Source organism: Streptomyces sp. NRRL B-1347, assembly GCF_000720325.1.
Classification (GTDB): domain Bacteria; phylum Actinomycetota; class Actinomycetes; order Streptomycetales; family Streptomycetaceae; genus Streptomyces.
The window spans coordinates 131,840-150,457 of record NZ_JOJM01000004.1; the positions used below are offsets into that span (position 1 = coordinate 131,840).

Here is an 18,618-nt window from a genome sequence, read left to right on the forward strand (position 1 = left end):
CACCTCGGCAGTCGTGTGCGGTCGTCGTGGTTGCTTGGGCGGTGCCGAGCCTCGCGGTTGCACGATGGGACGGTACAGCCCGGTCAACAGCCCCGTCAGGGGAAAGGGTGTCGCTCGATCGGGTGAGCGTCGGGAGCGCGCGCGACCCGGGGCGCACGCGGGCCCGCACCGGTGGCGGCCCGCGCCGGGGCGGGCTCAGGACCGGGCCTCCGGCACCTCGGCGAGGGCGAACTCCACGGTCTGCCGGGTGTCCAGGGCCAGGCCCTCGGCGAGGAGCAGGGCGAACCGCGCGTCCCCCAGCTCCCCGCGCAGCCTGCGCCGCTGCTCCCGCTGGAAGACGGTGGCCTCGGCGTCCCCGAACCGCGCGAGCCCCACTCGGCGCCACAGCTCGGTGGCGGCCCCGAGCAGCCGGGCGGCGCGCTCGGGCCGCCCCCGCGCGGCCTCGACGCACACCAGGAGGTCGACGGCCGCGGCGGTGCCGAGGCGGTCGTGGATGCGCCACTTGCCGGCCAGGGCGGCCCGCGCGCAGTCGGCGGCGGACTCGGTGTCCCCGAGGCCGAGCCGGGCCAGGCCCAGGTAGTAGTCGCCCCACGCCCGCATCCACAGCTCGCCGCGCTTGTCGCACTCGGCGCTCAAACGCTCGGCGGCCGTGACGGCGCGGGCCAGGGCCCCCTGTCCGGCCAGCAGATACGCCTGCACCGCATGGCTGGTCAGCTTGAAGAAGGTGGCACCGCCGCCGCCCGCGGGGCCCGGTCCCGGCACGCCGTGCAGGACGGCCGAGCGGGCGGACTCGCCGCGCGCGGCCAGGCTGGCCCCGTTCAGCGGCAGGATCCGCGCCGCCGGGGGCAGGCCCCGCGCCGCGGCGAGACGTACGTACTGAGCGGCGACGTCCTCGGCGGCGTCCAGGTCGTCAGGGGTGAGGGTGATGAGGCGGTGCGCCCAGGTGGCGAGGGTCCGCTCGGCGCTGGTGCCGCTGCCGCGGCCGAGGGCGCGCGCCAGGTACGCGCGGCCCTCCTCGGCGTGCCCCGCGGCGAACCAGAAGAACCACAGCGTGCCCGCGAGTTCGAGGGCGAGCGTGGGGTCGGGATCGGTCAGGGCGGTGTCGAGGGCGAGGCGGAGGTTGGCGTGCTCGGTGCTCATGTGGTCGGCCCAGGCGCGCTGGCCGGGGCCGAGCCATTCGGCCTCGGCGCGCCGGACGAGCCAGCGGTAGTAGTCGCGGTGGCGGCGCCGGATGTCGTCGGTCTCGCCGAGCTCGGCCAGCCACTGGGCGCCGAACTCGCGGAGGGTGTCGAGCATCCGGTAGCGCGGGCCGCCCCCGTCGGGTTCCTGCGCCACGATCGACTTGTCGGTGAGCCCGGTCAGGTGCTCCAGGACGCGCTCGGCGCCCAACGGGCCGCCGTGGCACACGAATTCGGCGGCCTCCAGGTCCCAGTTCGCCGCGAACACCGAGAGCCTGGCCCACAGCAGCCGCTCCAGCGGGGTGCACAGTTCGTGGCTCCAGCCGATGGCCGTCCGCAGCGCCTGATGGCGGGCGGGGCGGGTCGGGGGCCTGGTGGTGAGCATCTCGAAGCGGGCGTCGAGGCCCGCGAGGAGACGGTCCAGGGGAATGCCGCGCAGGCGGACGGCCGCCAGTTCCAGCGCCAACGGGATGCCGTCGAGGCGCTCGCAGACCGCGGTGACCTGGGGGCGGTTGGCGTCGGTGAGGGTGAAGGAAGGCACCGCCGCGGCGGCCCGGGCCGCGAACAGCGCCACCGCGTCCCCGCCTGCGGCGGGCCCGCCGACCGGCAGGGGCTCGACTGCCAGGACGTGCTCGCCGTGCGCGGCGAGCGGCTGCCTGCTGGTCGCGAGGATCCGTAACCGCGGCACGCGGGCGAGCAGCGCGGCGGCCACGCGGGCGCAGGCGGGCAGCAGGTGCTCGCACGTGTCCAGGAGCAGGAGTGCCGCCTTGTCGCCCAGGTGCCCGGCGGCGGCCGCGAGTGCGGGTCGGGCCGGCTCGTCGGCGAGGCCGAGCGCCTGCGCGATCGCGACGGGCACGAGCGCGGGATCGGTGAGCGCGGACAGCTCCACCAGCCACACCCCGCCGGGGAAGCGGCCCCCGGCCCCGGCGGCCGCGCGCATCGCGAGCCGGGACTTGCCCACCCCGCCGGGCCCGGTCAGGGTCACCAGGCGCGCGCGGCCCAACAGGTGCTCGATGCGGGCAAGTTCGCCCTTCCGGCCGACGAAGACATTGGGTTCCACGGGCAGATTGCCGAGGCGGTCGTTGCCGTTGCGCACTGAGGCGGACATACCTTCCCCTTGTGAGGTGTGGATCACCATATCCGCTACGGCGGCTCCGCTTCCGGCGTAGCGTGTAACCGTCCCGGCACACCGCGTAGTTGCGGTGGGGGTGCGGCGCAAGGGGGTGGGTCGGATGGACATGGAACCGGTACTCAGAGCCGTCGGGCAGATGAGGTGCGGTGACCACCTCCTCCTCGGCTACGACACGGAGGAGGAGCGCGAGGTGATGCTCGCCGCGTTCCTCCTGGACGGCCTGGCGAGCGGGCACCGGGGTCTCGTCCTCACCTCCGGGGGCGGGTCGCCCGGGGTGGCGCTCGGGTTCCTGCGCGGTCACGGGTGCGACGTGGCACACGCGTTGGGCACGGGGTCACTGCGGTTCGACGCCCGCTTCGGGACACCGGAGTCGCTGTGGGACCTCGACGAGCGGGTGCGCCGGGAGGCGGAGGACGCCGTGGCGGACGGCTTCCTCGGGCTGCGCGTCGCCCTGGAGGTCGTCCGCGGCCCGGGCGACGACGCGTTCAAGGAGCTCCAGGACGCCGAGCGCATGCTCGACCCGGTCTTCCAGGCCCTGCCCGTGCTCGCGGTCTGTCAGTACGACCGTCGCGTCTTCGACGTCCACGAATGGGCGCCGGTGGAGGGGCTGCACCACGGCCGGGCCGTGGCCGACCACGTCTGGCGGGACGAACTGCTCAGCATCACCCGTACGTTCGCCCCGCCCGGTCTCGCACTGTCCGGGGAGGTGGACGACACCAACGTCACGGCCGTGGCGCGGGCCCTGCGCGGCGAGGCGGCGCGCGCCGCGGGCCGTGCCGACGGCCGGCGCACCCGGCTCTGCCTGCGCGAGGTGTCGTTCATCGACGTGGGCGCCCTGCGGCTGCTGGTCCACACGGGCCTGCGGCTGCGGGAGCGGGGCGGCGGCCTGCTCCTCACCGGGGTCGCCCCGCACGTCCACCGGGTCATGCGGGTCACGGGCTGGGACGCCGTCCCCGGCCTGGAGGTCGACAGGGGGGTTGAGGAGCTATGACGCGAACCGGCTTCGTCCATCAGGCGCTGTGCTACGGCGCGGACGAGGAATTCCTGGAGGGCACCCTCGGGTACGTGCACGAGGGCCTGGAAGCGGGTGACGCGCTCCTCGCCGTCATCGCGGGCGACAACATCGGCCTGCTGCGGGACGCGCTCGGCGGCGTGGCCCGCGAGGTGGAGTTCATCGACTGCCTCGACTGGTACCACTACCCGTCGCGCACCCTCGGCCAGTACCACGCGTACTGCACCGCCCGCGAGCAGGACGGCGCCCGCCGCGTCCGCGTGATCGGCGAGCCCGTCTGGACGGGGCGCACCACCTTCGAGGTCCGGGAGTGGATGCGCTACGAGTCGCTCCTGAACATCGCGTTCGCCGAATCGGGCCACTGGATCCTGTGCCCGTACGACACCCGGGCCCTGCCCGACGAGGTCATCAGCACCGCCCGCCGCACCCACCCCGAACTCGCCGTCGGCGAGAGCGGACTGCTCCACAGCGATCGCTACGAGGCCCCTGCCGACTTCTACGCCGAGTGCGACGAGGCGGAGCGCGAGCTGGTCGAGCCGGGTGCGCGGACCCGCCGCGCGGCCACCGAGGTCGCCTTCGAGCGGGGCCGGACGGCCGTGGTCCGCGCCGCCGCCACCGAGTTCGCCCGCGGCCGCGCGCTCGCCGAGGGCCGCGTCCAGGACCTGGTCGTCGCCGTGCACGAGACGGTGCTCAACGCCATCCGCTTCGGCGGCGGGAGCGGGGTGCTGCGGCTGTGGAGCGAGCCCGAGTACCTGATCTGCGAGATCGCCGACGTGGGCTACGGCCGCCTCCCGCGGGTGCCCGCCTTCCCTGGGCATCTGCCCCCTGCCCCGCGCACGGTCAGCGGCCACGGCCTGTGGGTCGTACGGCAGTTGAGCGATCTGATGACGGAGCGGCTCGGCCCGGACGGCTCGGTCGTACGCCTCTACTTCCGTCGCTGACCCGGGTCGGTGACGGGCCCGTGCCCCCTCCGCGCGGGCGCCGCGCGGAGGGGAGGGTTCGCTCAGACGCCGGCCACGCTCTGGATCCAGGAGCGGTACGCCGTCACGTTCGTGTACGCGGTGGTGGTCTGGCGGTCACTCGTGGAGGCCACGCCGACCTGGACGCCGCCCGCCATCATGGGGCCGCCCGAGTCGCCGCCCGCGGTGATGCCGTTGCCCCGGCGGGCGCAGATGGCCTGGCCCTGGTAGGCGTCGCGGCAGCCGCCGGTGACGGTGACGTTGGCGACCTTCAGGAGCCGGGACTGGCAGTTGATCTCCTGGCCGCACTGGGAGGTCGCGCCCCAGCCGTATACCTGCACGGACTGGCCCACGGTCACCGAACCCGGCTGGCCGAGCGGCGAGTAGGTGGCCGACACGGAGCGGTCGAGCTTGACCAGGGACAGGTCCGACGACGAGTGGTTCGTGACGCTGACGCCGTTGGCCGTGGTGCCGCCGGTGGTCTGGTCGAGGCTGCCGATGCGGAAGGAGAGGCCGCCGCCGCTGACGCAGTGCTTGGCGGTGAGGATCCAGGTCGGGGCGATGATCGTGGCGGTGCACGTCTGCCGCCCGTTGGAGAAGAGCCGGGCCGCCCAGGGGGCGTTGCTCGCGTAGCCGCCGCCGATGATCGGCTGGACCGACGTGGTGGACGGGGCGGCGGGTGCGCGCTCGGCCGCCGAGGCGTGCGCGGCGGCGGTGGGGGCGAGCCCCAGTACGGTCAGTGCGACGGCCGCGAGTGCGGGGAGAAGTCTGGATATTCGCACGTTCGTCTCCATTGTGTGGGGGTTGGGCGTCCTTCACGAGGACTGAGCCGCATAGGTATGCGACTACGAGTACACGCGACAGGTGGGTAATCCTGTCGCGTGCATGCCATCAAAGGCTGTGGTGAATCTGGCAGATGGGTCATGACCGTCGCAAGAGGCGGGGCATGGCTACTCGCGTAGAATTGCGAGCGCATGCATAGTCAAGCGAAATCTGCTGGTCTGGACCATTCTGTGGTGAAAGGTCGCCCTGCTCCTTGGTGACCCGCGTCCCTCTCTGACGCGACCGGGGCATGAGCGGGACGTCCCGGGGGATTCGGCCACCATGGGCTTTGATGGGGCAGTGCGAAATGGGGCAGGCCGGGCGCGACAGATGGCTCGTGGCCGTGTGGTGGAGGTCGCGGCGCGGGCCGGATTCGTGGCGCGCGGCGCGATCTATGTGCTGGTCGGCGTGGTGGCGCTGCGCATCGCGCTCTCCGACGACGACGGGAAGCAGGCCGACCGGGGCGGGGCGCTGACAGAACTCGCCCAGAAGCCCTTCGGGGAGGCCCTGTTGTGGCTCCTCGGGCTCGGCCTCGTGGGGATGGCGCTGTGGCGGCTTTCGGAGGCGCTGTTCGGGCAGGTCGGCCCCGAGGGGCGCAAGCCGGGCAAACGCCTCCTGTCAGCGGGCCGGTTCGTGTTCTACGGAGTGGTCAGCTATCTGGTCCTGGCCTACGTCACGGGCGACAAGGGCAGCGGCAGCGGCTCGTCCGACCGTCAGGTCGACGACGTCACCGCGACCGTCCTCGACTGGCGGGGCGGGCAGTGGATCGTCGGCGCCGTGGGGCTCGGCGTGGTGGCGGCCGGGCTGTGGATGATCGGCAGGGCCGCGCTGCGCAAGTACCGCCGCCGGTTGCGGATGGGGGAGATGCCCGCCCCGGTGCGCCGGGTCGTGGACGTGCTCGGGGTGGTCGGCGGCTGCGGCCGGGGATGCGCCTTCGCGGCGGCCGGCGCGTTCCTCGTCGTGGCCGCCGTGCGGCACGAGCCCGGCGAGGCCAAGGGGATGGACGACACCCTGCGCTCCTTCAGCCACACCGCGGCGGGACCGTGGCTGCTCATCGCGCTCGCCCTGGCGCTGATGGCCTTCGGTGCCTTTTCGTGGGCGAGCGCTCGGTGGCGAAAGGTCTGAGCCGGGGCCGGTGATCCGCCCGCCCTACGGGGCGAGTTCGTAGTCGAACCAGAGCCGGTGCGTGCCGTCCTCGTCGACCGCGATGCCTCCGGTCCCGCTGATCCCCGCCAGGTCGCCCGTCCCGCTGCCCGGGACGATGACGAAGAACTCGCCCTCCTTGCGGCTGTCGACGGTGGTCCCGGAGTGCGCGAAGTTGAACGTGCCGCTGCGTGCGTGGAGGGTCCCCTCGAAGGACTCGAGGGCGACGTAGGTGCCGGTGCCGGTGGACTGGTCGGCCGCGGCGGTGAACAAGGTCGTGGAGTGGCCGACGACCTCGCCCTCGTACTGCTTGGCCATCGTGGCGACGGCCACTGGCACGGCGGTCTCGATCCCCGGGCTCGGCACGGAGACCGGGGTGAAGTCGGCGACTTTGAAGGTTCCGGAGGCTCGCATACCGGATCGTAGTCCGCACCACCGGTACGGCCGCCAGGTGACAAAGCATGATCTACCGGGCAGCCTCCGTCCGGGGCGGCAGTCCGAGCACGCCCCGGACCGCCCGCTCGGCGAGTTGCGTGTCGTATGGGACCTGTCCGGCCAGTTCGATCCCGACCGCTTCCACGACCCCCAGGAAGACGGAGGCCATCACCTCGGGCGGCGGCCCGGGAGGGATGGCGCCACTGGCGCGTCCGGCGGCGACCAGTCCCGCGCAGTCGGCGCCGAGCCGTTCGAGGATCTCCGTGAGGGCCCGGCCGACGGGGTGGTCCTGCCCGGCGAACTCCACGCGCAGCACCGTCATGACCTGGGCGACGTCGCGGCGGCAGTAGACGGCGTGCCCCCGCGCGAGCGCGACGAGCGCGTCGACGGGGTCGGGCTCCTCCATGGCCGCCCGGCCGACCTCGGCGTTCCAGGTCTCCTCGACCCACTCGACCACGGCGAGCGCCAGGGCCTCCTTGTTGGCGAAGAGGTGATAGAGCGCACCGCGTGTGTACCCGGCTTCGGCCGCCACGCGCTCCAGCGCCAAGTTGGCGTACCCGTACGTCGAGAGGCCGCGGGCCGCCGCCTCCAGCAAGGCGCTGCGGGTCTGTGCGCGCCGGTCGGCCTGGCTGCGCCGGCCGTCCGCTGTCTTCTGCCGTGTCATTGCCGTCCCCAGTTACATACAGACATGTATGTAGGTTACTTTACCCGTGGCATGCCACTCCGTGGACTGACCTGAAGGGGGAGCACGTATGGACGTCGCACCAGGAACAGCCGGTGAGGTCCGCCAGGAGCAGCCGGTGCCCGCGCGGATCCTGGCCCTGAGCACGATGGCGGAGCCCGACTACGTGGACCTGTTCACGCTGACCGGAGGGGTGCCCGGACGGTCGCCGGAGCAGTGGGCGAAGGCCCTGTTCGAGGACACAGCGGGCCGCATGGGGCAGTTCGTCTGGCGGGTGCTGCTCGGGCTGCGGCTCAAGTCGGCACCGGGGTGCGTGGCCGGATGGGAGATAGGCGACCGGGGCGCGGACTGGATCAGGCTGGAGGCCAGGTCGTGGTTCCTGACCGGTCACCTCGTCGTCCAGGCCGACGGCGACCGCGTGTCCCTCGCCACGTTCCTGCGCTACGACCGCCCCTTGGCGGCACGCGTGTGGCCGCCGCTGGCGAAGAAGCACCGGAGCCTGGCCCCCGACCTGCTGCGCGACGCGCGCGACGTCCAACTACCGGACCGGAAGCGGTAGTTCAGCACGCCCGGCGGCTCGGGGCCTCGGGGTGGCGCGGACCGCCGCCGCCCCGAGGAAAACTCGTACACCAGTGTGTGTCCGGCCCGCCGACCGGGAAAGAGCGCGGCCATGGAGATCCCGGGCCCCGAGCCCCGACCGGACGGCGGCGTGGGCGCCATCGCCGATGCGGGCGGACTGCACACCTATCAACTGCGGCTGCACGCCGACTACGGACCCGTCGTGCGGTTCCAGCTCCCCGGGGCGGAGGAGGCCGTTTCGGTCGCCGACCCCGTGCTCCTGGAAGCCACGGCCCATATCGACAAACGGCCGGAGCGGCTCTTCGAGTTCCTGGCCCCGCTGTGCGAGGCGGACAACCTCCAGGTCCTCGCGGCCGACCAGCACGCCCCGTGGCGACGGCTGCTGCTCTCCGTCTTCGCCGGACGCCCCTCCCACGAACGGCACTTCGCACGGTTCACCGAGCTCGCGACGGGTCTCGCGGACCGCTGGGCGGCGCGGTCCGGGGGCGGCCCCGTCGAGCTGCAGAAGGACCTCACCGCACTGACGCTGCGGATGATCTGCGAGTACTCCTTGGGCGGCGACGCGGCCGCCCCGGACCGGGTGACCCACGCGTTCGAGACGGTCCTCACCGAATACCTGGGACGGCTCTACCAGGTGCCCGTCCCGGGCTCCGAGGACGAGCGTGCCCGACGGGCGGACGAGGCCCTCGCCTACCTTCGGGCGACGGTCGACCAGGTGGTCGCGGCACACCGCTCCGGCGGCCGCGCGGATCGCAGCGATCTGATCGGCGCGCTCGTCGAGGCCGGTCAGAGCCCGGCACGGATCCGCGACACCGTCATGGTGACGCTGCTCGCCGCCCACCACACCACCGGCGTGGCCGTCTCCTGGACCCTGCACCTGCTGGGCCGCCACCCCGAGGCGGCCGCACGCGTCACCGAGGAACTGGACCGGGTGCTCGGGGAGCGCCCCGCGCCCACCTACGCGGACCTGCGTCGACTGACGTACCTGGACATGACCCTGAAGGAGGCGATGCGGCTCTACCCGCCGGGCCCGTACGGCGCGCGGGAGACGACCGAGCCCCTTGTCCTGGGGGAATACGAGATCCCCGCGGGGACGACCGTCTTCTACCCCTTCTGGGCCGTCCATCTGAACCCCGACCACTGGCCCGATCCCGAGAAGTTCCTCCCCGAGCGATTCACCCCGGAGGAGGCGGCCAAGCGGCCGCGGTTCGCCTACATCCCTTTCGGCCTCGGCCCCCGCAGCTGCGAGGGCGCCCAACTGGCCACCGTCGAGGCGCAGCTGGTCCTGGCCGTTCTCCTCAAACGCCTCACGTTCCGGCCGGTGCCCGGCCATCAGGTCACGCCGATCGAACGCTTCGTGCTGTGGGCGGCCGACGACATCCCCATGCTGGTGAGCCCACGGTGAGCTGGGTGAACTGCGGTTACACGTGAGGTGTTTGGGTTCGCGCCTGTCCGGCTAGACCGCTGAAGGTCGATCACTTTCGCCGTCCTGATGCCACAGCCGTTCCGACGCACCCGCAGAATCCACACCTCCGGAGGCCACGATGCGCTCTCCCACCCGCGCCCTGCCCGTGCTCGCCCTCGCCCTCGGCCTCGCCGTGGGCACGACGTCCCCCTCAGGAGCCGACGACTCCCCGGCGTCGTACGACACCGCGAACGCCGCCCGCACGACCGGCGGCCCGGCCGCCTACGAGAACGTCCTCGACCTTGAAGGTGTCCCCAAGTCCGCATCCCCGGGGGAGTTCAACCCGGTCAACGTGTTCGCCGACCGGGGCGCGTGGCACGCGTACGCCCTGCCGGAGGCGGACGACCCGACGACGTACGGAGGCTTCAGCGGGCCGCTCTACATAGCCCAGGAGTACCCCTGGTGGCTGAGCAGATCCTTCAGCAGGATGCGCCTGAAGGAGGCGGGGAGAACGCTCGACCTCGCCGCCGGAGGCGCGCCGCGCTTCACGTCGCTGCCGGGGCTGCTGCGCCAGCGCTACCGCCTCGACGGCCTCGATCTCACCCTGGAGCTGCGGTTCGCCACCGACCGCACCGCGCTGGTCCGCGCCCGTGTCCACAACAGCGGCCGAACGACGCGCACGCTCGCCGCCGACTGGTCCGGCAGCCTGCTGCGGCCCGAGGAAGAACCGCAGCGCGACGCGCCGTCGCTGACCACCACCGCGCGCGGGGTCGCCGTCGACTTCGCGCGCGTGCGCGAGAAGTGGGACTACCTCACCGACGGCACCGAGCGCTTCCAGATCACCCACCGCGAGCCCGTCCGCTCCACGCTCGCCCACGACACCTACCGCACCGAACTGGCCGCGCCGCTCCGCCTCGCCCCCGGCGCGGCCCGCACCCTGGACTGGACGGAGAGCTACACCTTCACCGGGCCCGAGCGGGCGCGCGAAGGCGCCGCCGCGCGCCGCGCCCTGGCCCGCCCAGCCGCCGTCGCGGCGGCCGGGGACGCGCGCTGGCGCCGCTACGTCGCCGACGTCACGGGGCCCGTCCCGCCCGCGCGCCGCCGCCTCGCCGTGAAGGCGCTGCAGACCCTGGTCACCAACTGGCGTTCGGCCGCCGGGAAGATCCGGCACGACGCCATCAGCCCCTCGCTGTCGTACAAGTGGTTCGCCGGCGGCGTCTGGGCCTGGGACACCTGGAAGCAGGCCGTCGGCACCGCGCGGTTCGCCCCCCGGCTCGCCCAGTCGCAGATCCGCGCCATGTTCGACCACCAGATACGCCCCGGCTCCGCGAGCAGGGCGCAGGACGCCGGGATGATCCCGGACGCCGTCTTCTACAACGACCCCGCCGACGGCGGCGGCAACTGGAACGAGCGCAACAGCAAGCCCCCGCTGGCCGCGTGGGCGGTGCGGGAGGTCTACCGGCACAGCGGCGACCGGGCCTTCCTGCGCGAGATGTACCCGAAGCTGGCCGCGTACCAGGCGTGGTGGTACCGCAACCGCGACCACGACCGCGACGGCCTCGCCGAGTACGGGGCGACCGTCGACCCCGCCAACGACAGCGCGGAGCAGCGCAGGCTCGCCGCCGCCTGGGAGAGCGGCATGGACAACGCGCCGCGCTTCGACGCCGCCCTGGGCACCTCCGTCGTCACCAACCGAGATGCCTCGGGCCGCGTGACCGGCTACTCGCTCACCCAGGAGTCCGTCGACCTCAACGCGTACCTCGCCGCCGACCAGACCCATCTCGCCGCCATCGCGCGCGAGTTGGGGGACCGGGCGGGGGCGCGGCACTGGCGGGCCCGCGCCCGGGCCACGCACGCGGCGGTGCGCGAGCGGATGTACGATCCCAAGAGCGGCTGGTTCCACGACACGGACCTGGCCGACGGCTCCCTGCTCACCGCGCGCGGGCGGGGCATCGAGGGCGCCGTCCCGCTGTGGACCGGCACGGCGTCACCCGCGCAGGCCGCGGCCGTGCGCGACAAGCTGACGGACCCGGGCGAGTTCGCCACGCCCGTGCCCTTCCCGACGGTGGCCCGCAGCTCGCCCCACTTCGCCCCGCAGCGCTACTGGCGCGGCCCGGTCTGGCTGGACCAGGCGTACTTCGCCGAGGCCGGACTGCGGCGGTACGGGCACACCGCCGAGGCCCGCGCCCTGACCGACCGGCTGCTCGCCCAGGCGGGTGGCCTCTCGGACCGGGGCCCGGTGATGGAGAACTACGACCCGCTGACCGGGGCGCCGCTCAACTCGCCCAACTTCAGCTGGTCGGCGGCCGTGCTGCTGCCGATGCTGAGCGGGAGCTGAGGGCTGTCTGTCCTGAGGGGCTTCCGGGGTTGTCCCTGAGGCATTTCAGGGGCAACCCCGATGCCGGGGCGGCCGGGCCGGTGATGAGCTTGAGCCATGCGCCGAATCCCACTGTGTTCGCCATCTCCGTGTGCGCTGACCGCACTTGGGGTCCTCGTGGGGCTGCTCTGCCTCGCGGCGGCACCCCCGGCCCTCGCCGACGAGCGCCCTCCGCCCTCGCGCACCCACGCCCGGCTCCAGGCAGCCCTCGACCGGATCGTCGAGGAGGGCACGCCGGGTGTCGTGGCCCAGGTCAGAGATGCGCACGGCGGGTGGAGCGGCCGGGCGGGCGTGGGCGACATCGCGACGGGGCGGCCGCGGAGCGTCCACGACAAGTTCCGCGTCGCCAGCGTGACCAAGCCGTTCACCGCCGTGGTCCTGCTCAAGCTCGCGGCGCGAGGGCGGCTCTCGCTCGACGACAGCGTCGAGCGGTGGCTGCCGAAGGTGGTGCGCGGCAAGGGCTACCGCCCCCGGCACATCACCGTCCGGCACCTGCTCAACCACACGAGCGGCATCTTCGACTACAACATGGACACAGCCTTCCGCGCCCGGTACGCGGGCGACGCGTTCGACCGGAACCGCTACCGGACGTGGACGCCCGAGCAACTGGTGGACATCGCACTCGCCCACCGGCCCAACTTCCAGCCGGAGCAGGGCAGCAGCCCCGGCAGGCCTGGGAAGTGGGACTACTCGGACACCAACTACGTCCTCGCCGGAATGATCGTCGAGAGGGCCTCCGGACTCTCGTACAAGAAGGCGGTCGAGCGGTTCGTGATCGAGCCGCTCGGCCTGCGCGACACCAGCGTGCCCGGCACCTCGCCCCGGCTGCCCGCCCCGCACGCGACGCACTACTCCACGCTGTTCGAGGACGGGCCGCAGGCGAGGGTGCGCGACGTCACCGAGTTCAGCCCCACGGTGGCGTTCTCGGCAGGACAGCTGATATCGACCGTCGGGGACGTCAACACCTTCATGGCCGAGCTGCTGGGCGGCGAACTGCTCCCGGCCGCCCAGCGGCGCGAGTTGCTCGACGCCGTGCCCGTCGACGGCGACAAGGGGCACGGCGGCCCGGAGGACGTCTACGGCCTCGGCATCCGGCACTTCAAGCTCGCGCCGGGCTGCTGGGCCTGGGGCCACGGCGGCATGATCCCGGGCTCCGCCACCCGGACGGTGGTGTCGGCCGACGGACGGCACGCGATGACCATGAACAGGAACGGCGACTGGGGCGAGCAGGCCCTGGAGGACGCGGCGGTGCGCGGGGAGCTCTGTGGCCGCTGACCGAGGACGACACTGCCCGAGGACGACAAGGAGTGGCCGCTGACCCTGACGCAGCCCGGCCCGGATGCGGCACCGTCAGCCGTGATCAGGGACCCTGTGGTGTACCGAAACACAGGAGCACCCCCTTGAAGTCCCCGAAGTCCTTGCGGCACACCGCGCGGATGCGCGTGCTCGCCCTGCCCCTCGCGGTTCTCACGGCCCTGTCCCTCGCGGGCTGCACCACGGAGGACGGTCGTGCGCAGCAGCGGGCGGACGCCGACCCCGCCACCCGGCCCGAACTCCAGCGCTTCTACGGACAGCGGCTGAAGTGGAGGGACTGTGGCGACGTCCAGTGCGCCCGGCTCACCGTGCCCAGGGACTACGCGCACCCGGGTGACGGGAAGACCTTCGTCCTGCCGGTGGCCAGGGCCGTGACCGACGACGAGGAGCGGCGCGTCGGCACCCTCGTGTACAACCCGGGCGGCCCGGGCGAGTCCGGTGTGGCCGACCTGAAGGAGGGCGGGGTCGAGTCGTTCGGTGCGAAGGCGCGGGCCCGCTTCGACATCGTCTCCTTCGACCCGAGAGGTGTCGCGGGCAGCCGGCCTGCGCTCGACTGCCCGGAGGAAGAGGAAGACACCGCCGGGGACGGTGCCGGGTCGGGTTCGGGAGAACAGCCTCCCGTTCCGCGCACCGCCGCCGCGCGAGCCCGCGCGCTCGCCGACGCCCGCGCCGAGGCCACCGCGTGCCGCAAGGGCAGCCACGGCCTCCTGCGCCACGTCGGCACCCAGGACGTGGCCCGTGACCTGGACGTGCTGCGCGCGGCTCTCGGCGAGCGAAAGCTGACCTATGTCGGCTGGTCGTACGGCACGCACTTGGGTACGCGGTACGCCGAGCAGTTCCCGCGCCGGGTGCGCGCCATGGTCCTCGACGGCGCGGTGGACCCCTCCCTCGGCTGGGAGCGGCGCGCCCTCAGCGAGGCGACCGGCTTCCGCAGGGCCGTCGACGACTACGCGACGCGGTGCGCGGACGTCGTCGGCCGGGGCTGCCCCGGTGACAGCCCCGGCGAGATCCGCCGATTGATCCAGGGCCTGTACGAGAGCACGGAGCACGACCCGCTGCCCGTCGACGGCGACGAGGAGGGCCTCGGCACGACGGACGTCGTCGACGCGGTCTCCCTGGCGATGTACACGCCCGAGGACGAGTGGAAGCCGCTCTCCGCGGCGCTGCGCGCGGCGGCCCGCGGCGACGGCACGAAACTGGCAGAGCTCTCGGAGGCCGATGCGCCGGAGCCCGCGGCCCGCTCCCGCGGCAAGGGCAAGCGCGCGTCCAAGGCCCCCGTCGACAACCGCGCGTCCAAGGCCCCCGTCGACAACAGCGACGCCGCCATCCTCGCCGTCTCCTGTGCCGACACCGCCTACCCCCGCACCGCCGAGCCGTACTGGGACGCCCTGGAGCGAGCGGAGAGGAAGGCGGGCCTGTACGGCGTGTCGAGCGTGGTGAGCGTCCTGGCGTGCAAGGACCTGCCGTCGGGCACGCAGCAGCCGCGCCGGGTGGAGGCGGAGGGGGTGCCGCCGGTCCTCGTGATCGGCACCACCGGCGACCCGGCCACCCCGTACGAGGAGGCCGAGAGCCTGGCGGACCAGTTCCCCGGCGGCATGCTCCTGACGTACGAGGCCCCGGGGCACACCGCCTACGGCCGGGGCGGCGCGTGCGTCACCCAGCGCGTGGACGACTACCTGGTCGGCCTGCGCGAGGTGCCTGACGGCACGACCTGCTGAGCATGCGCGGCCCGCCGGGCCGCGTCCGGCCGCAGCTCAGGCCGGGGGAACGACCGCGACCGGGCAGCCCGCGTGGTGCAGTGCCGCGTGGGCCACGGAGCCGATGCGGGTGCCGATGGGGGAGCGGTGCGTCTTGCGGCCGACCACGAGGAGGCCGGCGTCGGCGGTGGCCGCGAGGAGGACCTGGCCCGCACTGCCGATCTCGACGTGCTCGGTCACGGGCACGTCGGGGTAGCGCTCGCGCCACGGGGCGAGCGCCCGCGTCAGCGCCTGCTGTTCGAGGGGTTCGAGGCCGCCGGCCTGGTCCGCGACGTCCAGTACGCCGGTGTTGTAGGCGTACAGCGGCGGCAGGGTCCAAGCCCGCACCGCGCGCACGGACGCGCCGCGGGCGGCCGCGGCCTCGAAGGCGAACCGCAGCACGGCCTCGCTGTCCTCGGGCTCCCCGTGCTGCCCCACGACGACCTCACTCGCGCCGTCGGGCCGGGCCGCCCCTGTCCCCGTACCGGCGCGCACGGACACCACGGGCCCTGCCGCGTCGGCGATCACCTGTTGCCCGTACGAGCCGAGCAGGAAGCCGAGCAGCGCCCCGTGCCCGCGCGAGCCGAGCACCAGCATCTCGGAACGCTCGGCCTCCGCCAGGAGCGTGTCGACGGGGGTGGCCTGGACGACCTCGGAGGTGATCGTGAGGTTCGGGTGGCGCCCGGACACACGCGTCACGGCCTCCCGCACGAAGGCGTCGGCGGCGGTGGCCTGCTCGTCCCTGCTCTGAGCGATGGTCACGTCGGTCGACTGCAGGAGCCAGGCGTGCACGATCCGCAGGGGCGCGCCGCGCAGCGCGGCTTCGGCCGCCGCCCAGTCGGCTGCGGCCAGGCTCTCGGCGGATCCGTCCACTCCGACGGCGATGGCGCGGGTCATGTGACCTCCGTACGTTCTCGGGGCAGGGGTGCGGCACGCGGCCGCTCCTGACGCTTGTGGGTCTCGTTCTCGGTCTCTCCTCGTCCTTTCTCCTGCTCTCTGCCGCCGTCGGCAATCGGAATCCGCCCGTACGGATCCGTGTGATCCATGTCAAACCCTGACACGGGCTCACGGTTCGGAGAGGGTGGTGCGGGGCCCGCCACCGTGTCCACGGCGGTGGGCCCCGGCCCGGTCCCGTGCCTCAGGGCGCGGGCGTCGGGCGCGGCGTGATGTTCTTGACCGGCAGCTTCTTGCTCGCGCCCGCGACGTAGTAGTCCTTGGGCGCGGAGAAGAGCGCGAAGTCGCGGTCGTAGCCCCGGATCTTGGCGCGGACGGTGAAGTTGCCCCGCGCGTCGGTGGTGGTCTTCGCGTCGTACGCGGACTCGTAGTAGGTCCGGAGCAGGACGCGGGTGCCCTTGACCGGGCCGTGTCCGGCGGGCCAGGTGACCTTGCCGGTGACGACGAGGGTGTCACCGGCGCGCACCTTGGTCTTGTTGACCTTGTAGGTGAGGGTGCTGGCGACCGCCTTGACGTTGACCGTGGTGTCGGCGAAGTAGAAGTGGCCGTCGGAGGGGTCGCCCGGGTCGTACGAGGCCTGGAACTCGACCTGGTGGCGCGGGAACAGATGGACGCTGGGGCGGTCCAGCCAACGGTCCGCCGGGACGTTGGAGACCGCGAACTTCCCCTCGGCGTCGGTGCGGAGGGTGCCCAGCGGTAGGGTCTCCCGCTCGATGGGGTCGATGGGGTCGCCCCACGGGTTCCAGGTGTTGTACAGGACGGTCTTGAGCAGCTTGACCGGCGCGCCCGCCACCGGGGTGCCGTCGGCGCGGGTCACGGTGCCGCTGAGCTTGACCTTGCGGTGGGTGAAGTCGGTCGTGGAGACGTTGGAGGAGAGGGTCACTACGAAGGGGTCGTCCGGCGCCTGGCGCGACGCCGGGGCGGTGTCCGCGGCCTGGGCGGAGGGCACGCCGACGGTGAGGGTGGCCAGTGCGAGCGCGGCGGTGGCGGCCAGCCGGACGACCGTGAAGTGGGAACGCGAGTGCACGTGAACTCCGTGGGTTCGGTGGGTGCGGGATCGGTGTCACCGGCGGGACCGGCGCACCGGCACGGAGTTCGACGCGGGGAGCGGCGGCTGTGGTTGTAGGCGGCGCGGAGAGTGCATGGCGCGTATGCGGGGTGTTCGATGGGAGGTCGCCTGCCCGTCTCCTACGGGGGCTGGATCACCCAGGAGCCCAGGAGCCCAGGAGCCCATGGGCACCGGCGCCGATGAGGACCGGTGACCGCCGCCACCCGGCGCGGGCCCCTGCACGGACCCGGCGCGGCCCCCGCACGGAACCGGCCGGACCCGCGAGGGCCCGGCCGGTGACGCCGCCAGCCGCCAGCCGCCAGACGTGCTGGTGGCGGTGCGCGGAGGAGCTAGTGGTTGGTGCCGGAGGCCCAGATGGCCCGGCTGCCGTCGTAGATGACGACGTTGCCGTCGTCCTGCACGACGAGGCGGGAGCCGGGGTGACCCGCGGTGTTGGACGCCCAGACGGCGCGGCCGCTGCGGGTGTAGACGACGAGGTTGCCGTCCTCCTGGAAGCGGGTGGTCCAGCCCTGGCCGACGGTCCGGGTGGCCCATCTGGCCCGGTTGAACTCGTCGTAGATGACGAGGTTTCCGTCGGACTGCATGACGAGGCGGGCCGTGTCGGAGCTCACGGATTCGTTGTGGTTGAGGGTGAACGGTGCGTACCGGACCTGGTTCGCGAGCGGCCCCGGCGTGGTCGCGCCGGCGGAAGGGGCTGAGGCGTGGTGTGCGGGGGCGGCGTTCGCCTGGCCGACGAGGGTGAGGGTGGCCAGAGCGGCGGTGGCGAGCAGCGTCGCGGTTTTCTTCCCCACGAAGAGAACTCCTTGGTGTCAGGTAGTTCAGCCACGGGCGCCCTGTTGGGCGCCGCACCGGGACTCTGGCACCGACGAGGTTGCGGAAGGATCGGCTCCGCGTGGGGTTGGCGGTTTGCCGTCCCTCAATGACCGGAAAATGTGAAAGACCTGTGCCCAGGACGAGTGGGCTCTGTGAGTCTTCCTCAGGTGGAGCGCGCCAGGTCGAGCGCCCGGGCGCGGTCACGGGCTTCGAGGGCGTCGACGAGCGCGACGTGGTGCTCGTACCGGCCCTGGAGCCGCTCGGCGGCGTCGGGCTCGGCGACCGGCAGCAGGGTCGCGTACAGCGAGCGCAGCAGCGAGTTGGGGCTGACGGCCGCGAGCCGGGTGCGCAGCCGGTGATCGGCGGCGGCGAACGCGACCGCGTCGGCCTGCCGCGCGGCCCCGGCCAGCTCCGCCAACTCCTGCCGGAGCGCGGCGACATCGGCCGGTGAGGCGTGCCAGAGGGCGTCCTCGACCAGGAGCGGAACCAGCGCGTCCCGGATGCGCCGGGCCTCCTCCGCGCGCTTGCCGTCCGCCTGGCCGGTGTCGGTGCCGGTGTCGAGGGCGAGCACGGAGTTGCCCAGGCGCCGCAGGGCGGACTGCTCGGCGGCGAAGAGGCCGCCGCCCGGGCCGGGGCGGACGGTGACGAGCCCGCGTGACTGGAGCAGCCGCAGGGTCTCGTTGAAGGTGCCGACCGACACCCCGCAGGTGGCGCGGAGCTCCTCCTTGGTGCCCAGGCGCTCGCCCGGTTCCGCGTCCGCGACCATGGCCGCGATGCGCTGGGCGGCGACCTCGGCGCGGGAGGCCGCGGGGCGCTCCCACTCGCCGCGCCGAAGGGCGGGCGGCTCCATGCCCCCTCTGGCGTCGTCTGCGGCTCCCACAGGCCCTCCCCATCCTCGCGACGATCCTCAGAACGAATTGATTATGGCCAATAGCATCGCACCCCTTGACGCTCTTTGAAAGCCTCCATCATGATCACCGTAATCATCATGATGGATTGGAGGGGACG

The 18,618-nt window shown here is 73.1% G+C and carries 16 protein-coding genes; 8 read left to right on the top strand and 8 right to left on the bottom strand.

What is annotated here, in order from left to right:
- Window positions 1-195: 195 nt before the first annotated feature.
- Complete coding sequence (locus tag IG74_RS0105980) at window positions 196-2,286, bottom strand: ATP-binding protein (protein ID WP_158857483.1); 2,091 nt, start codon at window positions 2,284-2,286, stop codon at window positions 196-198.
- 124 nt (window positions 2,287-2,410) lie between these two features.
- On the opposite strand from IG74_RS0105980, the gene IG74_RS0105985 reads away from it, so the two are divergent.
- Window positions 2,411-3,301: an MEDS domain-containing protein gene (locus IG74_RS0105985; protein WP_030670778.1), complete on the top strand. Its 891-nt coding sequence runs from the start codon at window positions 2,411-2,413 to the stop codon at window positions 3,299-3,301.
- Window positions 3,298-4,263, top strand: coding sequence for a sensor histidine kinase (locus IG74_RS0105990; protein WP_030670781.1), 966 nt, complete (start codon window positions 3,298-3,300; stop codon window positions 4,261-4,263). Before IG74_RS0105985 ends, IG74_RS0105990 begins: the two co-directional genes overlap by 4 nt.
- A 62-nt stretch (window positions 4,264-4,325) precedes the next feature.
- Here the strand turns inward: IG74_RS0105990 and IG74_RS0105995 are convergent, their stop codons facing one another.
- Window positions 4,326-5,063, bottom strand: coding sequence for a S1 family peptidase (locus IG74_RS0105995; protein WP_030670785.1), 738 nt, complete (start codon window positions 5,061-5,063; stop codon window positions 4,326-4,328).
- A 370-nt stretch (window positions 5,064-5,433) separates the two neighbouring features.
- Here IG74_RS0105995 and IG74_RS0106000 point away from each other — a divergent pair, with 370 nt between their 5' ends.
- The gene (locus tag IG74_RS0106000) at window positions 5,434-6,228 is read left to right on the top strand and encodes a DUF1206 domain-containing protein (RefSeq protein WP_051854607.1); all 795 of its coding nucleotides are present in this window, start codon (window positions 5,434-5,436) and stop codon (window positions 6,226-6,228) included.
- 24 nt (window positions 6,229-6,252) lie between these two features.
- Here IG74_RS0106000 and IG74_RS0106005 read toward each other — a convergent pair whose 3' ends face one another.
- The gene (locus tag IG74_RS0106005) at window positions 6,253-6,660 is read right to left on the bottom strand and encodes a DUF3224 domain-containing protein (protein ID WP_030670789.1); all 408 of its coding nucleotides are present in this window, start codon (window positions 6,658-6,660) and stop codon (window positions 6,253-6,255) included.
- 52 nt (window positions 6,661-6,712) lie between these two features.
- Window positions 6,713-7,345, bottom strand: a complete 633-nt coding sequence (locus IG74_RS0106010) for a TetR/AcrR family transcriptional regulator (RefSeq protein WP_037824580.1) — start codon at window positions 7,343-7,345, stop codon at window positions 6,713-6,715.
- 88 nt (window positions 7,346-7,433) lie between these two features.
- Between IG74_RS0106010 and IG74_RS0106015 the strand changes: the two genes are divergently transcribed.
- The 5 genes from IG74_RS0106015 (at window position 7,434) to IG74_RS0106035 (ending at window position 14,756) form a co-directional block, all read left to right on the top strand.
- Window positions 7,434-7,922, top strand: coding sequence for a hypothetical protein (locus tag IG74_RS0106015; protein WP_234334236.1), 489 nt, complete (start codon window positions 7,434-7,436; stop codon window positions 7,920-7,922).
- Window positions 7,923-8,033: 111 nt separating this feature from the next.
- Complete coding sequence (locus IG74_RS0106020) at window positions 8,034-9,347, top strand: cytochrome P450 (protein ID WP_030670798.1); 1,314 nt, start codon at window positions 8,034-8,036, stop codon at window positions 9,345-9,347.
- A gap of 139 nt (window positions 9,348-9,486) precedes the next feature.
- Window positions 9,487-11,685 (top strand): MGH1-like glycoside hydrolase domain-containing protein, encoded by a 2,199-nt coding sequence (locus IG74_RS0106025; RefSeq protein WP_030670801.1) that lies wholly within the window; start codon window positions 9,487-9,489, stop codon window positions 11,683-11,685.
- A gap of 156 nt (window positions 11,686-11,841) precedes the next feature.
- The gene (locus tag IG74_RS0106030) at window positions 11,842-12,999 is read left to right on the top strand and encodes a serine hydrolase domain-containing protein (protein WP_037824582.1); all 1,158 of its coding nucleotides are present in this window, start codon (window positions 11,842-11,844) and stop codon (window positions 12,997-12,999) included.
- Between the two features lie 125 nt (window positions 13,000-13,124).
- Window positions 13,125-14,756: an alpha/beta hydrolase gene (locus tag IG74_RS0106035; protein WP_234334237.1), complete on the top strand. Its 1,632-nt coding sequence runs from the start codon at window positions 13,125-13,127 to the stop codon at window positions 14,754-14,756.
- Window positions 14,757-14,792: 36 nt separating this feature from the next.
- On the opposite strand, the gene IG74_RS0106040 is transcribed toward IG74_RS0106035, so the two are convergent.
- The 4 genes from IG74_RS0106040 to IG74_RS0106055 all read right to left on the bottom strand — a co-directional run bounded on the left by IG74_RS0106040 (window position 14,793) and on the right by IG74_RS0106055 (window position 18,490).
- The gene (locus IG74_RS0106040) at window positions 14,793-15,671 is read right to left on the bottom strand and encodes a universal stress protein (RefSeq protein WP_030670810.1); all 879 of its coding nucleotides are present in this window, start codon (window positions 15,669-15,671) and stop codon (window positions 14,793-14,795) included.
- A gap of 241 nt (window positions 15,672-15,912) precedes the next feature.
- Window positions 15,913-16,755, bottom strand: a complete 843-nt coding sequence (locus IG74_RS0106045; protein WP_030670813.1) for a hypothetical protein — start codon at window positions 16,753-16,755, stop codon at window positions 15,913-15,915.
- Between the two features lie 371 nt (window positions 16,756-17,126).
- Window positions 17,127-17,588, bottom strand: coding sequence for a hypothetical protein (locus tag IG74_RS0106050; RefSeq protein WP_078868617.1), 462 nt, complete (start codon window positions 17,586-17,588; stop codon window positions 17,127-17,129).
- Between the two features lie 185 nt (window positions 17,589-17,773).
- Complete coding sequence (locus tag IG74_RS0106055; RefSeq protein ID WP_234334238.1) at window positions 17,774-18,490, bottom strand: FadR/GntR family transcriptional regulator; 717 nt, start codon at window positions 18,488-18,490, stop codon at window positions 17,774-17,776.
- Window positions 18,491-18,618: the final 128 nt, after the last annotated feature.

Bases quoted from the DNA above. Each gene is read 5' to 3' on its own strand.
- IG74_RS0106040 (WP_030670810.1), bottom strand. From the start codon at position 15,671: ATGACCCGCGCCATCGCCGTCGGAGTGGACGGATCCGCCGAGAGCCTG.
- IG74_RS0106000 (WP_051854607.1), top strand. From the start codon at position 5,434: ATGGCTCGTGGCCGTGTGGTGGAGGTCGCGGCGCGGGCCGGATTCGTG.
- IG74_RS0105980 (WP_158857483.1), bottom strand. From the start codon at position 2,286: ATGTCCGCCTCAGTGCGCAACGGCAACGACCGCCTCGGCAATCTGCCC.
- IG74_RS0106010 (WP_037824580.1), bottom strand. From the start codon at position 7,345: ATGACACGGCAGAAGACAGCGGACGGCCGGCGCAGCCAGGCCGACCGG.
- IG74_RS0106020 (WP_030670798.1), top strand. From the start codon at position 8,034: ATGGAGATCCCGGGCCCCGAGCCCCGACCGGACGGCGGCGTGGGCGCC.
- IG74_RS0105985 (WP_030670778.1), top strand. From the start codon at position 2,411: ATGGACATGGAACCGGTACTCAGAGCCGTCGGGCAGATGAGGTGCGGT.
- IG74_RS0105990 (WP_030670781.1), top strand. From the start codon at position 3,298: ATGACGCGAACCGGCTTCGTCCATCAGGCGCTGTGCTACGGCGCGGAC.
- IG74_RS0106005 (WP_030670789.1), bottom strand. From the start codon at position 6,660: ATGCGAGCCTCCGGAACCTTCAAAGTCGCCGACTTCACCCCGGTCTCC.
- IG74_RS0106025 (WP_030670801.1), top strand. From the start codon at position 9,487: ATGCGCTCTCCCACCCGCGCCCTGCCCGTGCTCGCCCTCGCCCTCGGC.
- IG74_RS0106015 (WP_234334236.1), top strand. From the start codon at position 7,434: ATGGACGTCGCACCAGGAACAGCCGGTGAGGTCCGCCAGGAGCAGCCG.